This window comes from Citrobacter sp. FDAARGOS_156 (assembly GCF_001559235.2).
Taxonomy (GTDB): domain Bacteria; phylum Pseudomonadota; class Gammaproteobacteria; order Enterobacterales; family Enterobacteriaceae; genus Citrobacter; species Citrobacter youngae.
In genome coordinates this window covers 3,601,495-3,619,876 of record NZ_CP014030.2, presented here as the reverse complement: position 1 = coordinate 3,619,876, position 18,382 = coordinate 3,601,495, and the positions used below count along the sequence as shown (strand labels likewise).

Here is an 18,382-nt window from a genome sequence, read left to right as displayed (position 1 = left end):
TTTCGAGGTAAGAACATGCTGTTTGGGTTTGTTGGACTTGGCGCAGTCGTTGAAACGGCATACTTGCCTGCATTACGTAACATGTTCGGTGATTCACTACGCTGCGTGGGATTTGACGTTCAACCCACAAAACAGCCAGCAGGCGTGACGCGTTGTACGTCGCTCGAAGAGCTGCTTACTCAGCCTCTTGATACCCTGTTTATCACGACCGCATCCCTACATCACCTTGAGGTGCTTGAACAATCCCTGGCCTCGCCCATTGCACGTATCGTGGTTGAAAAACCTATTGTCGCCACGCTTTCCCAAATTGAAAAACTGAAAATGCTGCTGGTTCAACCCGGCGTTGCTGATCGCGTGCTGGCGCTAGACCACTGGATGGCGCGCATCGAAACGGTGAAACGAGGGTTGGTCAGCACTTTTGCCGAGATTGTGAAAATCGAAGGTTTCTTGCAGGAGCCAAGCGGGTTTAACACCGCAGGGGTGCCGATAGCGCTTAACTTTGCCACCGGTGAACTGGACACGCGTGAACTTCGCCACCCGGATGGCGTGATTCTGGATATCGGTACGCACGTGTTAGCAATGCTGCGGGAAACGGTACGGTATCTGGGAGGGAATAATGAGATGGCGCTACGGGTGGTGAGTGCTAAAGACCGTCTGGGGCGTGATATCCCCCAGAGTGACCTGACCACGGCAGAGGGTGAAGCTCATCTTCAGGGGCAGATTAGCGGCATACCGCTGGATATCTGGCTGAATAAGTACGCGGGTCCAACTGGCGGTCAAAAAGGTTTGCGTCTGTATCTGAGCGATGGTCGTATCATCAGTCATGATCGGCGCGGTACAGAAGATGTACTGGAAGTGATTGACGGTGATGCTGTGCGTCGCTGGAAGCTTCCTGGCACGATTTATGCCCATTGTCTGGCGGAACATATTCTGGGGGCGCAAAGTCTGTTTGAACGCAACCCACAGGAGGTGAGGCGCACAACGCAGCGCAGACTGGAGGAGGTTGAACGATTACTCACCTTGCAGCAACAGCTGCGTGGCCCACACTAAGCGTATCGTGGTAAAATTAGCGCAGAGCTGAACGCCCTTTATAGGAGTCACCATGTCAATGAACTGCCCGGAATGTCACGCAGAACTGGAACAGCAAAACGGTGTGGCGCACTGTGAAAACTGCAAAAAAGATATTCCGTTAGAAGCGCGTTGTCCGGAGTGCCATCTGCCACTGCAAGTGTTAAAAGCCTGCGGCGCAGTGGATTATTTCTGTCAGAACGGTCATGGCCTTATCTCGAAAAAACGCGTGGAGTTTGCGCCGGTTTAATCCGGCTTTTTTTTACGCGTTTTCTTTGCCGCCGTTACGCCTTTCACTTCGCTCTCTACCCAGCCATCTGACAGTCGGGTGGTGAGCACATCACCGGCCTTCACTTGTTTGGTTTGCTTCAGCACTTTGCCGTCTGTCGCGGTAGTGACGCTATAACCACGTGTCAGCGTCGCCAGTGGGCTGACCGCCTCCAGATGCGTGACCGCATTGCCGAAACGCTCGCGCTGCTCGCTTAGCCGCGCGCGGATATTTTCCGCCAGTCGGTATTCCAGTTGCTGAATACGTGTTTGCGCGCGGTGAATACGCGGCTGTGGGGTTTGCTGATTCAGACGCTGCAGCATGCGCTGTTGGCGCTGATTTGCCTGTTTAATCTTATTCTCAAGAGCGGCGTTCATTCTCTGACGCAGTCGTTCCAGCACGGTCTGCTGACGGGCCAGACGCAATTGAGGGTGCTGCTGTTGCAAGCGGTGATTAAGCTGGGTAAATCGGCGAGTTCGGTTGGCGAGATAGTAATCCATCGCCATTTCCAGACGTTGCTGACCCTGCTGAATTTGACGCAGCAGTTCAAGCTGGTTGCGGCTGACAATTTCGGCCGCCGCAGATGGCGTTGGCGCGCGCAGATCGCCGACGAAGTCAGCGATGGTCACATCGGTTTCATGGCCGACGGCGCTGACGACTGGAATCCGGCTGGCAAAGATCGCCCGCGCTACCCGTTCGTCGTTAAAGCTCCATAAATCTTCCAGCGAGCCGCCGCCGCGCCCGACGATTAATACATCACACTCGCCCCGCGCGTTCGCCAGCGCAATGGCGCGCACAATCTGTCCCGGCGCATCGTCGCCCTGGACGGCGGTTGGGTAGATAATCACGGGCAGGGAAGGGTCACGACGCTTCAGCACGTGGAGAATATCATGCAGCGCGGCGCCGGTTTTCGAGGTGATGACCCCAACGCAGTGCGCAGGTGAGGGGAGCGGCTGTTTGAACTGTTGGTCAAAGAGGCCTTCGGCCTGGAGCTTCGCCTTCAGTTGCTCGTATTTCTGCTGCAACAACCCTTCGCCAGCTGGCTGCATGCTCTCGACGATTATCTGGTAGTCCCCACGCGGCTCATACAATGTAATGTTGGCGCGTACCAGTACCTGCTGCCCGTGCTGTGGGCGGAACGTTACCCGGCGGTTGCTGTTGCGAAACATCGCGCAGCGAACCTGAGCGGTGTCATCTTTGAGCGTGAAGTACCAATGACCCGAGGACGGCTGAGTGAAATTGGAGATTTCACCGCTGATCCACACTTGCCCCATTTCTTGCTCAAGCAGCAAACGAACCGTCTGATTCAGGCGGCTTACGGTAAAAATTGAGGAGGTCTGAGAAGATAACATGTGAGCGGGATCAAATTCTAAATCAGCAGGTTATTCAGTCGAAAGTAACATGCTCACAGAGGAGCGCAAGGTTTTTTTGCAAAAAAGTGTGGATGCAATCGGTTACGCTCTGTATAATGCCGCGGCAATATTTAATAACCTCCCAGGTGAGATATTGCCCATGCTACGTATCGCAAAAGAAGCCCTGACGTTTGACGACGTCCTCCTCGTTCCCGCTCATTCTACCGTTCTGCCGAATACTGCTGACCTCAGCACCCAGTTGACGAAAACCATTCGCCTGAACATTCCTATGCTCTCCGCAGCAATGGACACCGTGACGGAAGCGCGCCTGGCAATTGCCCTGGCCCAGGAAGGCGGCATCGGTTTTATCCACAAAAACATGTCCATCGAGCGCCAGGCGGAAGAAGTTCGCCGCGTGAAGAAACACGAATCTGGCGTGGTGACTGACCCACAGACCGTTCTGCCAACCACCACGCTGCGCGAAGTGAAAGAACTGACCGAGCGTAACGGTTTTGCAGGCTACCCGGTTGTGACCGAAGATAACGAACTGGTCGGCATCATCACTGGTCGTGACGTACGTTTTGTGACTGACCTGAACCAGCCGGTTAGCGTATATATGACGCCAAAAGAGCGTCTGGTGACCGTTCGTGAAGGCGAAGCGCGCGATGTCGTGTTTGCCAAAATGCACGAAAAACGCGTTGAGAAAGCGCTGGTTGTTGACGACAGCTTCCATCTGCTCGGTATGATCACCGTTAAAGATTTCCAGAAAGCTGAACGTAAACCTAACGCGTGTAAAGACGAGCATGGTCGTCTGCGCGTTGGCGCTGCTGTCGGCGCGGGTGCGGGTAACGAAGAGCGTGTTGACGCGCTGGTTGCCGCGGGCGTTGACGTACTGCTGATTGACTCCTCTCACGGTCACTCTGAAGGCGTACTGCAGCGTATTCGTGAAACTCGCGCTAAATATCCTGATCTGCAGATAATCGGTGGTAACGTGGCAACTGGCGCTGGTGCTCGCGCACTGGCGGAAGCCGGCTGTAGCGCGGTGAAAGTGGGTATCGGTCCTGGCTCCATCTGTACGACTCGTATCGTAACTGGCGTAGGTGTACCGCAGATCACCGCTGTTTCTGACGCGGTTGCAGCGCTGGAAGGTACCGGTATTCCGGTTATCGCCGATGGCGGTATTCGTTTCTCCGGCGACATCGCGAAAGCAATCGCTGCTGGTGCTGCTGCAGTCATGGTTGGCTCTATGCTGGCGGGTACCGAAGAATCCCCGGGTGAAATCGAACTGTACCAGGGCCGTTCTTACAAATCATACCGCGGTATGGGCTCCCTTGGCGCGATGTCCAAAGGCTCTTCCGACCGTTACTTCCAGAGCGACAACGCTGCTGACAAACTGGTCCCGGAAGGTATCGAAGGCCGCGTAGCGTATAAAGGCCGCCTGAAAGAGATCATTCACCAGCAGATGGGCGGCCTGCGCTCCTGTATGGGTCTGACCGGCTGTGGTACTATCGACGCGCTGCGCACTCAAGCAGAGTTTGTACGCATCAGCGGTGCGGGTATTCAGGAAAGTCACGTTCACGATGTGACCATCACCAAAGAGTCCCCTAACTACCGCATGGGCTCCTGATAAGTTTCCGCGCCCGGCTATATGCCGGGCGAATTTGTTTCACTTGCCTCGGAATTAGCGTCAATGACAGACAATATTCATAAACATCGCATTCTCATCCTCGATTTCGGATCGCAGTACACTCAGCTGGTTGCACGTCGCGTACGTGAACTGGGCGTCTACTGTGAACTGTGGGCATGGGATGTTACTGAAGCACAAATCCGTGAGTTCAACCCGAGCGGCATCATCCTCTCCGGTGGCCCGGAAAGCACCACCGAAGCAAACAGCCCGCGTGCGCCGGAATACGTTTTCAATGCGGGCGTGCCGGTGTTCGGCGTGTGCTACGGCATGCAGACCATGGCAATGCAGCTCGGTGGTCATGTTGAAGGTTCTAACGAACGTGAATTCGGCTATGCGCAGGTTGAAGTTCAGACCGACAGCGCGCTTGTCCGCGGTATTGAAGATTCCCTGACCGCAGACGGCAAACCGTTGCTGGATGTGTGGATGAGCCACGGCGACAAAGTGACCGCCATTCCGGAAGGTTTCGTGACCGTTGCCAGCACCGACAGCTGCCCGTTTGCTATCATGGCGCACGAAGAAAAACGCTTCTACGGCGTGCAGTTCCACCCGGAAGTTACCCACACCCGTCAGGGAATGCGCATGCTGGAGCGTTTTGTGCGCGACATCTGCCAGTGTGAAGCGCTGTGGACGCCGGCAAAAATTATCGATGACGCCGTTGCCCGCATTCGTGAGCAGGTTGGCAATGATAAAGTTATCCTCGGTCTGTCCGGTGGCGTTGACTCCTCTGTGACTGCGATGCTGCTGCACCGTGCAATCGGAAAAAACCTGACCTGCGTGTTCGTCGACAACGGTCTGCTGCGCCTGAACGAAGCCCAGCAGGTCATGGATATGTTTGGTGACCATTTCGGCCTGAACATCGTTCACGTTGAAGGCGAACAGCGTTTCCTCGACGCGCTGAAAGGCGAGAACGATCCTGAAGCGAAACGTAAGATCATCGGCCGCGTATTCGTTGAAGTGTTCGACGAAGAAGCGCTGAAGCTGGAAGATGTGAAATGGCTGGCGCAGGGCACTATCTATCCGGACGTGATTGAATCCGCGGCTTCCGCCACCGGTAAAGCGCACGTTATCAAATCTCACCACAACGTGGGCGGCCTGCCGAAAGAGATGAAGATGGGTCTGGTTGAACCGTTGCGTGAACTGTTCAAAGACGAAGTGCGTAAAATTGGTCTGGAACTGGGCCTGCCGTACGACATGCTGTACCGTCACCCGTTCCCGGGGCCGGGTCTGGGCGTTCGCGTGCTGGGCGAAGTGAAGAAAGAGTACTGCGACCTGCTGCGTCGTGCGGATGCTATCTTCATCGAAGAACTGCACAAAGCCGACCTGTACAACAAAGTCAGCCAGGCGTTCACCGTGTTCCTGCCGGTACGTTCCGTTGGTGTCATGGGCGATGGCCGTAAGTACGACTGGGTTGTTTCCCTGCGTGCAGTAGAAACCATCGACTTTATGACCGCCCACTGGGCGCACCTGCCGTATGACTTCTTAGGCCGCGTGTCTAACCGCATCATTAACGAAGTTAACGGTATCTCTCGCGTGGTGTATGACATCAGCGGTAAGCCGCCGGCTACCATTGAGTGGGAATAAGCCGATAACCCTTTCTGAGTTTTCATGAACAGGTAAAAATGCAATCAACCCTCTGTTTTTACAGAGGGTTTTTATTTATGTGTATTCATGAATTTTCTATGTGGCCGTATCGCCCACCGGACCTCGCTTGCTGCGAAGAAACGTGATGGTAAAATCTGATCAGAAATGCGGAAACTTTCACAAATTTTACCTTCAATGATATGCGACGAACGGTCTGCATTTTATTGCATGAGGCTGGGGATCCATCTGGCTGGGCAGAAAAGTGCCTCGCGCATGAGCAAAAAGGGTTAAGGGAATCTTGTTGAAATGTTTGCGCTTTCTGTTTCATCAACGCCTAAGTTTAAGCTGAGGTAGCCAAAATTCAGGAGGTATGAGTTGGCATTCCCAATGCTTCCCATTCTGCCCCTCTGTTAGTGCGTAGTGCCCATGTTCTTGGGAAAGATAAAGTTTTATTGATAGCCGTTCGTGCAGCATCCCAAGTCGAGTCATAAAGAAAATCATTTAATAATAATGAATATCCATATTGATTACTTCTGGGAGTCCATGCTCTGCTTATTATTTGAACAAGGTCTTGCGCTCCAAATATTGCATATGAATCCGATGTTGAACTATCTTTTGCTGAAATCCACAATAGTCTTTCGCCGGGAAACAATGTTTCTCTTCAGTTAATAAAACCATTTTGGGCAAAATATTCACGGTTAAGGAATGGGATAGGATTAAAAGTTGAATAAGGATCGTTATTACTAAAACTGGATATATTCTTGCAGAATTTATAGCGTATGTTTCAAGTTGATCGCCATTAGAATGGGATTGCCAAATATCAATAATTTGTGGATATCACCGCCAGCACGCCTTCATCCTCTTGGTTGGCGAGATGCCGCTGCTCCAGCCGCGACATCTCGTATTGTATAGCCAATTCTTGACGTTTAGTTAGCGTCGGTATGCTAACGCAAAAAGCGACCTCTCAGCACCTTATTATCCACAATCTCTAACAATACCTGCGGTGATTGGGCTGCCTGGATGCGTTCGCCGAGTTGTGTAAGTAAAACGTTATCAGTATTAAGTAGGCTATCCGTTTGATTTAGCTTGCGTTCTACCTGTAAGGCATTTGCCTGGGTGCTGCTTGTTCGTTCAAATAATGGCTTCATCTTGCTTAGATGATGGGCGACTTTACGTTTTATTTTTTCCCATTGCTGAAATATGCCGTTGCTGGCATTCAGTTCTTTTAAATATAATTCGCTTGTCAGGACAAACTCTTGGTTGCCGTCATGCTTGATGAACAGGATGAGATTAGCAACTAACAAACATTGCATACCCGTCAGATACTCACGCTGCAACCGTTCAACATTGCTGATTTTCAGTTTGAGCGCTTCCCGGAGATCGTCAGATCCAAACCAACTGGTCGGTTCAAATTGTTCAATTTCTCGATATGCCTGAGTGATATCCTTTTCAAGATGCTTAACCTGCGAGCGCACTTCCTGCGCGCTTTTGGCGAGGTTCAGTAGTGACTCTTTGGTGATAATTTCATTACGGCTCAGTAATAAACCAATAATATTGAGATGTTCATGGAAAGTCTGGATATTCGCGAGGCGCGATTGTTCAAGATGGCCTTTAATCGAATCGATCTTTTGTTCGATGATCCGCAGTCTCTCATTAATATCGGCAAGATGTTTTTGGGCCAGAAGTTGTGACGCGATATTAAAAACCAGGCTGGCATTGACCAGCGACTTCAGATTTTCAGCTTCGTGAAATCGGGCTTGTGCGCCAATTTTGTTGGTGTCTGGATTAAGTACCGCACCGATTGCTCCGCTGCCATCTTTCGCCTGTACCAGTTGGCTGTATTCGAAAGAACAGGTCATTAATTGTGTCGCGTTACCTGCAATGGCAGTGGCGACGGTGGGGACGCTACTGAGCCAGTGATTAAAGAGTGAAATGCTGCTGGGATCCAGTTCCGTCTGTGAGTCCTGTTGCGCAAGATCTTGCCAGTATCCAGGCTGGCTGTGTATTTTCACCAGGGCATTATTTTGCGCGTCGACGATGTCCACTTCGAAGGCCGCTTCTTGCTCAGGTATCTGATTGTTATTCGCTAAAGTTGACATAGGGTGAATTCTGCTCGATTAGTTACGGTATTTTTACTGCGCTATTTTGGGCGAGTGAAGCATGTTGAGCATCGCGATATGAGCAATGAACGGAATTGTCACCCGGTATGCCTCCCCAAGCGTTTGGTTAGCAAGGCTGACCGTACTGACGATAGCAGTGACGGGATGTAAGCGGAGCGCGGTAAATGCCGCTACGCTTGCCGCAGCTGACAGGCCGATAACAACCCCTTTATCGTTTATGCGCAGATTATCTTGCATCTTGAAAAAACCGGAGATAACTTTCGTTTCTGTGCAGCGCTCCCAACGTTCATGATCGGCTAATGACTGCCAGTCATCACCAAACAAACTTAGGACGATTTCCCGTTCTTTTGTGACGTTATTTTTTTTCTTGCTGTCTTTGCCATTGAGCTTTTTATGAACATCGGTTAATAACTCAGAATAAGGCAATGGCTCACTGCGGAAAATATTAACGAGCGAGTGTCCGCCATATTCCTGCAATTCATGTAGCAGATGCCGCAGCCCACGCTCGCTGTAGTCCCGTTCTGCCTTCTCTTCGAGTAGTAAGTCCTTAACGGACGATGATAATGCTACCCGGCCTTTACCGTTGTCTGTCAGAACGTCGACCAGATAGTCAATGTGATTGAGGGAGGTTTTTTTCAGTAACGACAGGATATGTGGGTCACATTTGACCGGTTGTTCCATTTTTATGGATTCCTTCATCATGAATAAAGCATAGAAAACGATAGAGAGTATTGTACAGATATGTTGGGGAGGGGGGAGGTTGTTTTTTGTAGCCTGTAATGTGAGACATGGAAACATGTAACGATGATGATATTTACGGTTTCTTTTTTAGCATTTAATTTTTAAATTTTATCTAAGGATGGGTGTTTAAGCGATTAGTCAACGCTAATGCGGCCCAGCAGAGGGAATAAATATTTTAATCGACAATCTGCAGGTGAGGCTGTGATTGTGATGGGGCGTTTTGAGCACGGATATCCATCTGCGGATAGGGCAAGTCGATATGGTTGGCATCCATCGCTTCTTTGATGTTTTCCAGCAGATCGTAATAGGTATTCCAGTATTCGCCGTTACGCACCCAAACGCGAACATAGAAGTTAAGCGATGAGGCGGCAAGTTCGCCCAGATGCACGGTCATACCGCGACTCCGATCAACGCGTTCATCCTGCTCAATAATATGCGTAATGACGCGTTTCACTTCCGCAATCCGACTCTGGTAGCCTATGCCAATGATGGCGATAATGAATTTTTGGGGAAAAATGAAAAACTACTCATAGTATTATCCTGTTTGTGTTCAAAAATGGTAACGATTCAAATAAGTATTTAATTCTCATGCAAAACATTGATGTATACGTCAGTGATATATGCTGGCGATATTAATTAGCGTCTGTTTGAACTGTATTTGTCTTTTTTATGTCCAGTAAACAAGAACGTAAAAATGAGCGCGAATGGTGAGGTGAAGTGGGATTAAAAGATTGTGCATTTGTGCGAAAAACACGGTCTTTTATCCGATAACTTAGTGCGTGTGGTGGGTAAGACAGCGTATTGTTTCATCGCTCAAATCCCTTACCGGATGGTTAAATGTCAGGCGATTAGCCATCCGGTAAGGAATCTTAAGACAGGGGATCACAGATACGAGCGTTCAGCGTTCGTCAGTTTGAGCAGGAGAAGTCTGTTGCGGCAAGGTGGTCTGCTGGGATTCTTTCTTGTCCTGGTGGTGGTGCCACGCACCGATAGCAGAGTAGACGAAGCGTCCGAAGAAGAAGATGAAGCTGATAAGCAGTACGATCCGGATCATGCGACTGTTAAATCGGTGTCGTTTGCGTAGGCTGGTAACCTGGCTCACAAAAGGTTCCTTAAAGTGTACCCAACCAGTGGGCGATACTTACATTAAGGCACACTAAGAGGGAATGGTCAATTCTTCGTTATGTAAAATTGCATCAACGGTTTTATCCACTTATGTTATGGAAACTAATATTATTATTTGCATTAATAATGAATAAACGATCATAAATAAAGAAAAAGGTAATAATTGATTAATGGGGGATATTTTTTTTGACATACATCAAACCCCGTCGATTATCCGTAACTAAAATTGATGAGTCATTGTGATGTGTATTACATCATAGTTTTAAAGTCAGGTGGGATGCCTGTCTGAATGCCCTTCACAGAAAATACCCCTACATGATGTGAGGGATTCTACTGAGCATCTATGAAACTCAATAAAAACTATATAAATATTAGAGATAAATGGTGGGCGCTGCCCCTCATCTTACCATCTTTACTGTTGCCGTTATTGAGCACTGCCAATACCTACGCACATATTAGTACCGGTACAGTCATCCTTTTTTACCTGCCTTTAGCGCTGATGATTAGCCTGATGTTGTTTTTTAGTTGGGCGGCACTGCCAGGAATAATCATTGCTATCGGTTGGTACAAATATCCGCAGGTTGGGTTATTTGAAACGCTGTCAATTATTACGCACTTTATAGTTACAGTGGTGCTTAGTTGGGGCGGATATAAAGTTTTTGCTCCCCGGAGAAACAACGTGGCGCACGGCGACTCCCATCTGATGTTTCAGCGAATATTTTGGCAGGTTTTCTGTCCGGCAACGCTATTCCTGATTCTCTTCCAGTTCGCTGCGTTTGTTGGTGTATACGAGAGCAAATCAGGTATGGTGGGCGTCATGCCCTTTAATACCGGAACGTTGATCAACTACCAGGCTATGCTGGTAGGGAACCTTGTTGGTATACCTCTATGCTATTTTATCATCCGAACCATTCGAAACCCGCTGCATATACGGGGCTATTTTTCGCAATTAAAGCAGCAATTTGACACCAAAGTAACGCGAACAGAGTTTGCTGTCTGGTTGATAATATTGACTTTATTGATGGCTCTGTTGTGTATGCCGTTAAATGAACAGAGTTCGATATTCAGCACAAATTATACCTTATCTCTGTTACTGCCCGTCATGTTATGGGGCGCAATGCGTTACGGTTACCGATTTATTTCAATGATATGGACAGTCGTGTTGATAACTGCCATTCATTATTATCAGCGCTATATGCCCTGGTATTCGGGTTACGATACACAACTTGCAATTACCTCTTCGAGTTACCTCGTTTTTTCTTTCATCGTAAATTACATTGCCGTGCTGGCAACGCGTCAGCGATTTGTCACCCGACGCACACATCGTCTGGCATATTTTGATCCGATGGTGCATTTGCCAAACCTGCGGGCATTGAACCGAACGCTGAAAAAAGCGCCATGGTCAGTGCTTTGTTTTCTGCGTATACCGGGCATGGAACTGTTGGTGAAAAACTACGGTATTATGTTGCGTATCCAGTACAAGCAAAAACTCTCACATTGGATAGCGCCGTTGCTGGAACAAGACGAATATGTTTTTCAATTATCCGGTAATGATTTAATACTGCGTTTTAATACTGAGTCACATCAGCAGCGTATTGAAGCGCTGGATAAACATATCAGGCAATTCCGTTTTGTCTGGGATGGCATGCCCCTGCAACCGCAGGTTGGGATCAGTTTTTGCTATGTTCGCTCACCCGTTAACCACATTTATCTGTTACTGGGGGAGTTAAGCACCATCGCCGAGCTCTCGCTGGCAACCAATATGCCGGAGAGTTTGCAGCGACGTGGCGTAATGCACCTGCAGCGGGATCTGAAAGATAAAGTGGCAATGATGAATCGTTTGCAGCAGGCACTGGAGCATGATCGCTTCTTCCTGATGGCACAGCCGATTTCTGGCGTACGCGGCGATATTTATCATGAAATCCTGCTGCGTCTTCAGGGCGATGAAGGTGAAACGATTGCTCCTGATAATTTCTTACCGGTAGCCCATGAGTTTGGCTTGTCATCCAGCATTGATCTGTGGGTCATTGAAAATACGCTGAAATTTATGGCGCAGAATCGGGAGAAAATGCCCGCTCATCGGTTTGCCATTAACTTGTCACCCACGTCGATATGTCGCGCCCGACTTCCGCATGACATCAACCAGCTACTGGTTAAGTACAAGGTTGAAGCGTGGCAGTTGATTTTTGAAGTCACGGAAAGCAACGCCTTAACCAATGCGGAACAGGCACAGGCAACGTTACTGCAGCTGCAATCATTGGGCTGTCAGATTGCAATCGATGATTTTGGTACCGGCTATGCCAGCTATGCGCGGTTGAAAAATGTGAGTGCCGACATCCTGAAGATTGACGGAAGCTTTATCCGTAACATTGTCTCAAATAGTCTCGACTACCAAATCGTGGCCTCGATTTGTCACCTGGCGCGGATGAAAAAAATGTTGGTGGTCGCGGAGTATGTTGAAAGCGAAGAAATACGCAGTGCGGTGATTTCTCTGGGGATTGATTATTTGCAGGGCTATCTGATTGGTGAGCCGCGACCGCTGCATAAAACTCTGGAAGAACAGGTGCCAGTCACGCTGGCACCTGTCGATCACTCACGCAGCGATATCGGGTGAGTTTTCTTCCTCAATTTTAAGGCACCAGCCTGTGACGGCTTCCCAGTATTGCTGCTCTTTTTCCAGATCGAGCAGCACCAGCGCGTTCTGGCTAAACCAGTCGTGCGGGAAGCGTAGCGTCCAGTGGTTATCGTCGGTAATCAACGTTAGCGTCGGCGGCGTAGTGGTTGCCTGGCGCTGGTTGTTGAGCAATACCCCAAGTCGCAACAGCTGAATTAGCGGCAGGAACTGCTTTTTCTTGAACAGCGTAAAGCGGGGTAAATCATCCAGCTTAACCGCTTTACGATGATAGCGAACCAGAGTCGCCATCATCAGCTGTTGCTCCTGGTTGAAACCTGGCAGGTCGCTGTTTTGCAGAATATAAGCCGAGTGGCGATGTAGTCCGCTGTGGTTGATGTTCAGCCCAACCTCATGCAGCATCGCTGCCCAGCGCAGTAACGCTTCCAGTTGAGGATTGGCCAGTTTGGGCTGTTGTGTATGCCACTGGTCGTACATTTGCATCGTCGTTTCCAGCACGCGCCGGGCCTGTTCGCTGTCGATGTTGTACTGGTTTGCCAGGCTGCTGGCGGTACGACTACGAACGTCCTGGTGGCGAAAACGGCCTTCCATCTCATACAGTACACCTTCACGCAGCGCACCATCGGAAAGCCGGAGTTCACGAATAGCGAGGGCATCAAAAACACCGCACAGTATTGCCAGACCGGGAACAAAAACCGCCTTTCGTTCTTCTGACAGCCCCGGCATGCTGAGTGCCTCAAATGACGCATGCTTCAGGACTTCTGTTGTCAGCTTGTCCAGACGTTCAGGGGTGATAAAACCATCTTTCTCACCCATTTCCAGCAGCACTTCATGGGCTGCTTTGATGGTGCCTGAAGCTCCCAGTGCAACGTTCCAGCCCTGGATTCGAAATTGCCAGGTGAGCGTTTCCAGCTTTTGCGCTGCCGCCATACGGGCGCGCTGGAAGTTTTCCCGGCTGATCGCACCACCCGGAAAGTACATCTGGGCAAAACTGACGCAACCCATACGGCGGCTTTCGACCAGTTTAGGCTCGAAATCTTCGCCGATCACCAGTTCTGTTGAGCCGCCGCCGATATCGATAACCAGCTTGCGACCTTTTTCCGGCTGGGTGTGCTCCACGCCCATAAAAATCAGTCGGGCTTCTTCGTTACCGGAAATAATCTCAATCGGGTAGGGGATGACTTTTTCCGCTCGCTTGAGAAAATCTGGCGCATTCAGCGCCTGACGCAAAGTATGGGTTCCCACGATGCATACGCTTGACGGGGGAAAGCCTTGCAGACGTTCGGCGAACAGCGACAGGCAGCTTAATCCGCGTTCCATCGCTTCTTCGCTTAGCTTGTTATCCGCGCCAAGGCCGTCCGCCAGATGTACGCGTTGTTTCAGTCGCCCGATAATCTGCATTGCGCCATCAACCACGCGGGCAATGACCATATGGAAACTGTTTGAACCAAGGTCGACCGCAGCAAATTCCTGCGGTCGTGGAGACTTGTCGTGTATTGGCATAGAGTTAGTCAGGTTGCTCGAGTGATTTGATGTAGTCGTAAATCGCTAATTGTGACTGAACCTTACGGCGGTTTCCGCGCGGTACGTAGCGATTACTCAGTTCTTTATCAATAAAGCGGGCTTTCACCGTGTCGCTGAACAGGATATCGATAATATCCAGCACGCGCTGCTTAAGGCGTGGGTCAAGAAGCGGTGTGGCAACTTCAATTCGATAATCGATGTTCCTGGTCATCCAGTCAGCAGAGGAGAGATACACCTGCTTATCGCCCCCGTTCTCGAAGATATAGACCCGGTCATGTTCGAGATAGCGGTCAACAATGCTGATGACGCGAATATTGTCACTGATGCCTTCCAGATTCGGGATCAGTGAGCACATACCGCGGATCAATAAATTAACGGGGACACCTGAACATGAAGCCGCATACAGGCGGTCAACCAGCCCTTTATCGACCAGATTATTCAGCTTCAGGGTAATGCCAGAAGGCAACCCTTGCTGTGCATTAGCGATCTCTTTGTCGATCATGCTGTACAGCAGGCGCCGTGAGTTCTGCGGGGAAACCAGCAGATAATCGAACGTTACCGGGCGATACGGGTTTTCGATGAAGTTAAACACCCGACGGACTTCGTTGGTAATGCGTGAATCGGCGGTCAGCAACGAGTAGTCGGTATACAGGCGCGCTGTTTTTTCGTTGAAGTTCCCGGTGCCGATATGTGCATAGCGCACGACCTCATCGCCTTCTTTACGCGAAATCAGGAACAGTTTGGCGTGAATTTTCAGTCCTGGTGCGGAGAAGATGACGTGAACGCCCGCTTCGGTCAAACGCTTGGCCCAATGAATGTTGGCTTCTTCATCAAAGCGCGCCTGCAGTTCCACCACCACGGTCACTTTTTTACCGTTATGCGCAGCATGGATCATCGAGTCGATGATGCGCGAATCTTTTGCCACACGGTAAATGTTGATTTTTATCGCCAGCACACTCGGGTCGAATGAGGCCTGGCGCAGCAGTTCAAGAACGTGTTCAAAGGTGTGATACGGATAATAAAGCAGCACATCGCGTTCACGTACAGCATCAAAGCCGTTACGAAACTTCTCTTTATCGAACCAGATATGGCGCAGACGCGGCAGGGGTTTGTTCACCAGGTTAGCTTTGCCAACGTTGGGAAAGTTAATAAAGTCTTTGAAGTTATGATAACGCCCGCCGGGGACAATGGAGTCGTAGCGAGAGATCGTCAGCTTTTCACGCAGTATTTCAACCAGCGCATTGGGCATATCGCGCTGATAAACAAAACGTACAGGCTCTGCGGTCAGACGCTGTTTCAGGCTGGATGACATCAGTTCCATCAGGCTCGATTCCATCTCGTGCACCAAATCGTATTCGGCATCACGGGTCATTTTCATCGAATAGGCGTTCAGCGCATCGTAATCAAAGAAACCTTTGAAAATGTCGTCAAGGCAGTAACGTAAGATGTTGTCCAGCAGGATCATCGGTTTGCGGCGACGCGGGGTTTCCGGCGGCAGATTCACAAAACGGGGAACCTTGTCAGAAGGGATTTCCAGCAACGCGTAGCGGATTGTATCGCCGCGGATAATTTCCACCGCCAGATAGGTGTAGTCATCTTTCAGAAACTGGACTAAATCCGTCTCGCGGTTAATCAGGATCGGCGTAATGTGCTGACGCAGATATTGCTTGAAGTAGTGGCGTAACCAGCTCTGTTGATTGGCTGATAGCTGACGTTCGTTGATGAGGAAAATCTGGTTGCGCGCCATCTCCAGCAGCAGCTCGTTGTACAGGCCGTCAAATTCCTGATCGGCTTTTAATACCCGAGCCTGGATTTTGCCTAACAGATGGCGGGAGTGAGAGTTTGAACCCTGTTCTTCGCTAATAATGATTCGGCGCTTCAGTTCAGCAAAACGCACCTTGTAAAATTCGTCGAGGTTGTTGGAATAGATGCCTAAGAAACGCATCCGTTCGATCAACGGGTTTGACTTATCAGCAGCTTCCTGGAGTACGCGTTCGTTGAACGCTAACCAGCTGAGTTCTTTCTCGATGTATAGCTTTTCCTGACCCATTACCACTTTTACTCCGTTTCATTCACGGGACACTACCGGTTAATTATGGCGAGCATTGCTCTCAGATGTCCAACTGTGCCAGAAAAATATGACAATAAACCGTCTGATAGCAAAGAGAAAGGGGGAGTGTAGATGAATACCGGAGATGTTAACCGGAAAAGGTATTTATGCCTGTAAGCCGGATGGTGATATTCGGCTTACAGGTTGGATTTTATTATTCGTCGGCGGCGTAGCCTTGTGGCGGCAGACGAACGCCATCCAGCCATGCAGCGTTATCACGCATCTTCAGGCGACCATCAATAAACCAGCTTACCACCAATGGGTAAATGGTATGTTCCTGGGCCTGAACCCGCGCCGTGACGTCATCTTCGCTATCGCCTTCAAATACCGGAACTTTGGCCTGAAGAATAACGGGCCCGCCGTCCAGTTCATCAGTGACGAAGTGGACGGAGGTACCATGCTCTTCATCGCCGTTTTCCAGTACCTGGCGGTGCGTATGCAGGCCAGGATACTTTGGCAATAAAGACGGGTGGATATTCAGCAATCGTTCAGCATAGTGAGCGACAAACGCCGGGCTGAGGATACGCATATAACCGGCCAGCACCACGACATCGGGTGCCCAGGCGTCAATCTCTTGTATCAGTTGGCGGTCGAAGGCTTCGCGACTGGCAAACTGGGCGGCTTCCAGCGAGTACGCCGGAATATTCGCTTCGCGTGCGCGTTCAAGGCCGAACGCATCGGCCTTGTTACTGAATACTGCACGTATGGTGCCATTGATTTTTTTCTGTTCACAGGCGTCGATTATCGCCTGCAAATTGCTTCCGTTACCGGAAATGAGCACCACAATGTTTTTCATTCAATGACCACACGCTGTTCGGAATCAGAAGCTTTGATGATACCGATTTTCCATGCGTTTTCACCTTTCTCATTGAGCAAAGCCAGGGCTTTGTCCACTTCAGGAGCTGGCAGGGCGATAACCATACCTACGCCGCAGTTAAAGGTGCGATACATCTCATGCTGGCTGACGTTACCCGCGGTTTGCAGCCAGTTGAAGACGGCTGGCCACTGCCATGAAGACTCGTCGATCACGGCCTGCGTGTTGTCTGGCAGAACGCGTGGAATATTTTCCCAGAAGCCGCCGCCGGTCAGGTGGGCAATGGCGTGCACATCAACCTTCTCGATCAGTTCCAGAATGGATTTTACGTAAATGCGGGTCGGAGCCAGCAGGTGATCGGCCAGCGACTTGCCTTCAAGCTCGGTGGTTTCCGGGTCACAGCCGCTGACTTCAACGATTTTACGCACCAGAGAGTAACCGTTGGAGTGCGGACCACTGGAGCCGAGTGCAATCAGTACGTCGCCGTCAGCCACTTTAGAACCGTCGATAATTTCTGACTTTTCGACGACGCCAACGCAGAAGCCTGCCACGTCGTAATCTTCGCCGTGGTACATCCCCGGCATTTCTGCCGTTTCTCCGCCAACCAGCGCGCAGCCAGACTGCAGACAACCTTCGGCAATCCCGTTAATGACGCTGGCTGCGGTGTCCACATCCAGTTTGCCGGTCGCATAGTAATCGAGGAAAAACAGCGGCTCAGCGCCCTGAACCACGAGGTCGTTGACGCACATTGCGACGAGGTCAATGCCGATAGTGTCGTGGCGTTTCAGATCCATCGCCAGACGCAGTTTTGTACCAACACCATCAGTGCCGGAAACCAGTACCGGTTCACGATATTTTTGCGGCAATGCGCACAGCGCACCGAAGCCACCCAGACCACCCATAACTTCCGGACGACGCGTTTTCTTTACTACGCCTTTGATTCGATCAACCAGAGCATTACCTGCATCAATATCAACACCGGCATCTTTGTAGCTAAGAGAGGTTTTATCGGTCACTGCCTGCTTCCCCACATGTTTACTTGCAGTAAAAGTTAAATTCGGCGCAATTCTAACAGGGAAAGCAAACGTTTGCGAGCCTGCTCTGCATCAAGTTTTATCTGCTGGTTTTTTCAGCATTTTACAATCATTTATCTATTTGTTTGAACTGTGCCACGAAAATGAAACCGGGTACAGTCTTGTGCTTGAAACCTGCCAGCCGAATGCACAGTATCGTACTGAAACCGGTTTCTGTTTTCTGTTGCGGAGCTCATTTATACCCTAAATAATTCGAGTTGCAGGAAGGCGGCGACGCAGCGAATCTCCAGGAGCGTACATAAGTACGTGACTGGAGTGAGCGAGAA

At 50.1% G+C, this 18,382-nt stretch carries 13 protein-coding genes and 1 pseudogene; 5 read left to right on the top strand and 9 right to left on the bottom strand.

Annotated features, from left to right (window positions below; translation table 11 throughout):
- Positions 1 to 15 precede the first annotated feature (15 nt).
- Both AL515_RS17845 and AL515_RS17840 read left to right on the top strand, forming a co-directional pair.
- Positions 16 to 1,050, top strand: a complete 1,035-nt coding sequence (locus AL515_RS17845; protein WP_061068332.1) for a Gfo/Idh/MocA family oxidoreductase — start codon at positions 16 to 18, stop codon at positions 1,048 to 1,050.
- 52 nt (positions 1,051 to 1,102) lie between these two features.
- A complete protein-coding gene (locus AL515_RS17840; RefSeq protein WP_061068331.1) occupies positions 1,103 to 1,318 on the top strand; it encodes a zinc ribbon domain-containing protein in 216 nt (71 codons plus the stop codon).
- Here the strand turns inward: AL515_RS17840 and xseA are convergent.
- Positions 1,315 to 2,688 carry an exodeoxyribonuclease VII large subunit gene (gene xseA, locus AL515_RS17835; RefSeq protein WP_061068330.1) on the bottom strand — a complete coding sequence of 458 codons (1,374 nt, stop codon included), beginning with the start codon at positions 2,686 to 2,688 and terminating at the stop codon, positions 1,315 to 1,317. The two genes, AL515_RS17840 and xseA, sit on opposite strands and share 4 nt — an antisense overlap.
- A 160-nt stretch (positions 2,689 to 2,848) precedes the next feature.
- On the opposite strand from xseA, the gene guaB reads away from it, so the two are divergent.
- On the top strand, positions 2,849 to 4,315 hold the full coding sequence (guaB, locus tag AL515_RS17830) for an IMP dehydrogenase (RefSeq protein WP_061068329.1): 1,467 nt from the start codon (positions 2,849 to 2,851) through the stop codon (positions 4,313 to 4,315).
- Positions 4,316 to 4,378: 63 nt separating this feature from the next.
- Positions 4,379 to 5,956, top strand: coding sequence for a glutamine-hydrolyzing GMP synthase (guaA, locus tag AL515_RS17825; RefSeq protein ID WP_048224996.1), 1,578 nt, complete (start codon positions 4,379 to 4,381; stop codon positions 5,954 to 5,956).
- A gap of 944 nt (positions 5,957 to 6,900) precedes the next feature.
- On the opposite strand, the gene AL515_RS17820 is transcribed toward guaA, so the two are convergent.
- From AL515_RS17820 to AL515_RS17805, 4 genes and pseudogenes are all read right to left on the bottom strand, one after another.
- The gene (locus AL515_RS17820; protein WP_061068328.1) at positions 6,901 to 8,055 is read right to left on the bottom strand and encodes a hypothetical protein; all 1,155 of its coding nucleotides are present in this window, start codon (positions 8,053 to 8,055) and stop codon (positions 6,901 to 6,903) included.
- 33 nt (positions 8,056 to 8,088) lie between these two features.
- Positions 8,089 to 8,757, bottom strand: coding sequence for a hypothetical protein (locus AL515_RS17815; protein ID WP_061068327.1), 669 nt, complete (start codon positions 8,755 to 8,757; stop codon positions 8,089 to 8,091).
- A gap of 235 nt (positions 8,758 to 8,992) precedes the next feature.
- Positions 8,993 to 9,328, bottom strand: a pseudogene (locus tag AL515_RS17810) (mechanosensitive ion channel protein MscS); the annotation flags it as partial.
- Positions 9,329 to 9,715: 387 nt separating this feature from the next.
- Positions 9,716 to 9,919: a YfgG family protein gene (locus AL515_RS17805; protein WP_071887371.1), complete on the bottom strand. Its 204-nt coding sequence runs from the start codon at positions 9,917 to 9,919 to the stop codon at positions 9,716 to 9,718.
- 366 nt (positions 9,920 to 10,285) lie between these two features.
- Between AL515_RS17805 and AL515_RS17800 the strand changes: the two genes are divergently transcribed.
- Complete coding sequence (locus AL515_RS17800) at positions 10,286 to 12,556, top strand: bifunctional diguanylate cyclase/phosphodiesterase (protein ID WP_061068326.1); 2,271 nt, start codon at positions 10,286 to 10,288, stop codon at positions 12,554 to 12,556.
- On the opposite strand, the gene ppx is transcribed toward AL515_RS17800, so the two are convergent.
- From ppx to purM, 4 genes are all read right to left on the bottom strand, one after another.
- Entirely contained in the window at positions 12,536 to 14,077 is a 1,542-nt protein-coding gene (gene ppx, locus AL515_RS17795; RefSeq protein ID WP_061068325.1) for an exopolyphosphatase, read from the bottom strand. The genes AL515_RS17800 and ppx overlap by 21 nt on opposite strands.
- Before the next feature lie 4 nt (positions 14,078 to 14,081).
- Positions 14,082 to 16,148: a polyphosphate kinase 1 gene (gene ppk1, locus AL515_RS17790; RefSeq protein ID WP_061068324.1), complete on the bottom strand. Its 2,067-nt coding sequence runs from the start codon at positions 16,146 to 16,148 to the stop codon at positions 14,082 to 14,084.
- Positions 16,149 to 16,362: 214 nt separating this feature from the next.
- On the bottom strand, positions 16,363 to 17,004 hold the full coding sequence (gene purN / locus AL515_RS17785) for a phosphoribosylglycinamide formyltransferase (RefSeq protein WP_061068323.1): 642 nt from the start codon (positions 17,002 to 17,004) through the stop codon (positions 16,363 to 16,365).
- The gene (gene purM, locus AL515_RS17780) at positions 17,001 to 18,038 is read right to left on the bottom strand and encodes a phosphoribosylformylglycinamidine cyclo-ligase (RefSeq protein ID WP_003838485.1); all 1,038 of its coding nucleotides are present in this window, start codon (positions 18,036 to 18,038) and stop codon (positions 17,001 to 17,003) included. The genes purN and purM overlap by 4 nt, the downstream gene beginning before the upstream one ends.
- Positions 18,039 to 18,382 lie beyond the last annotated feature (344 nt).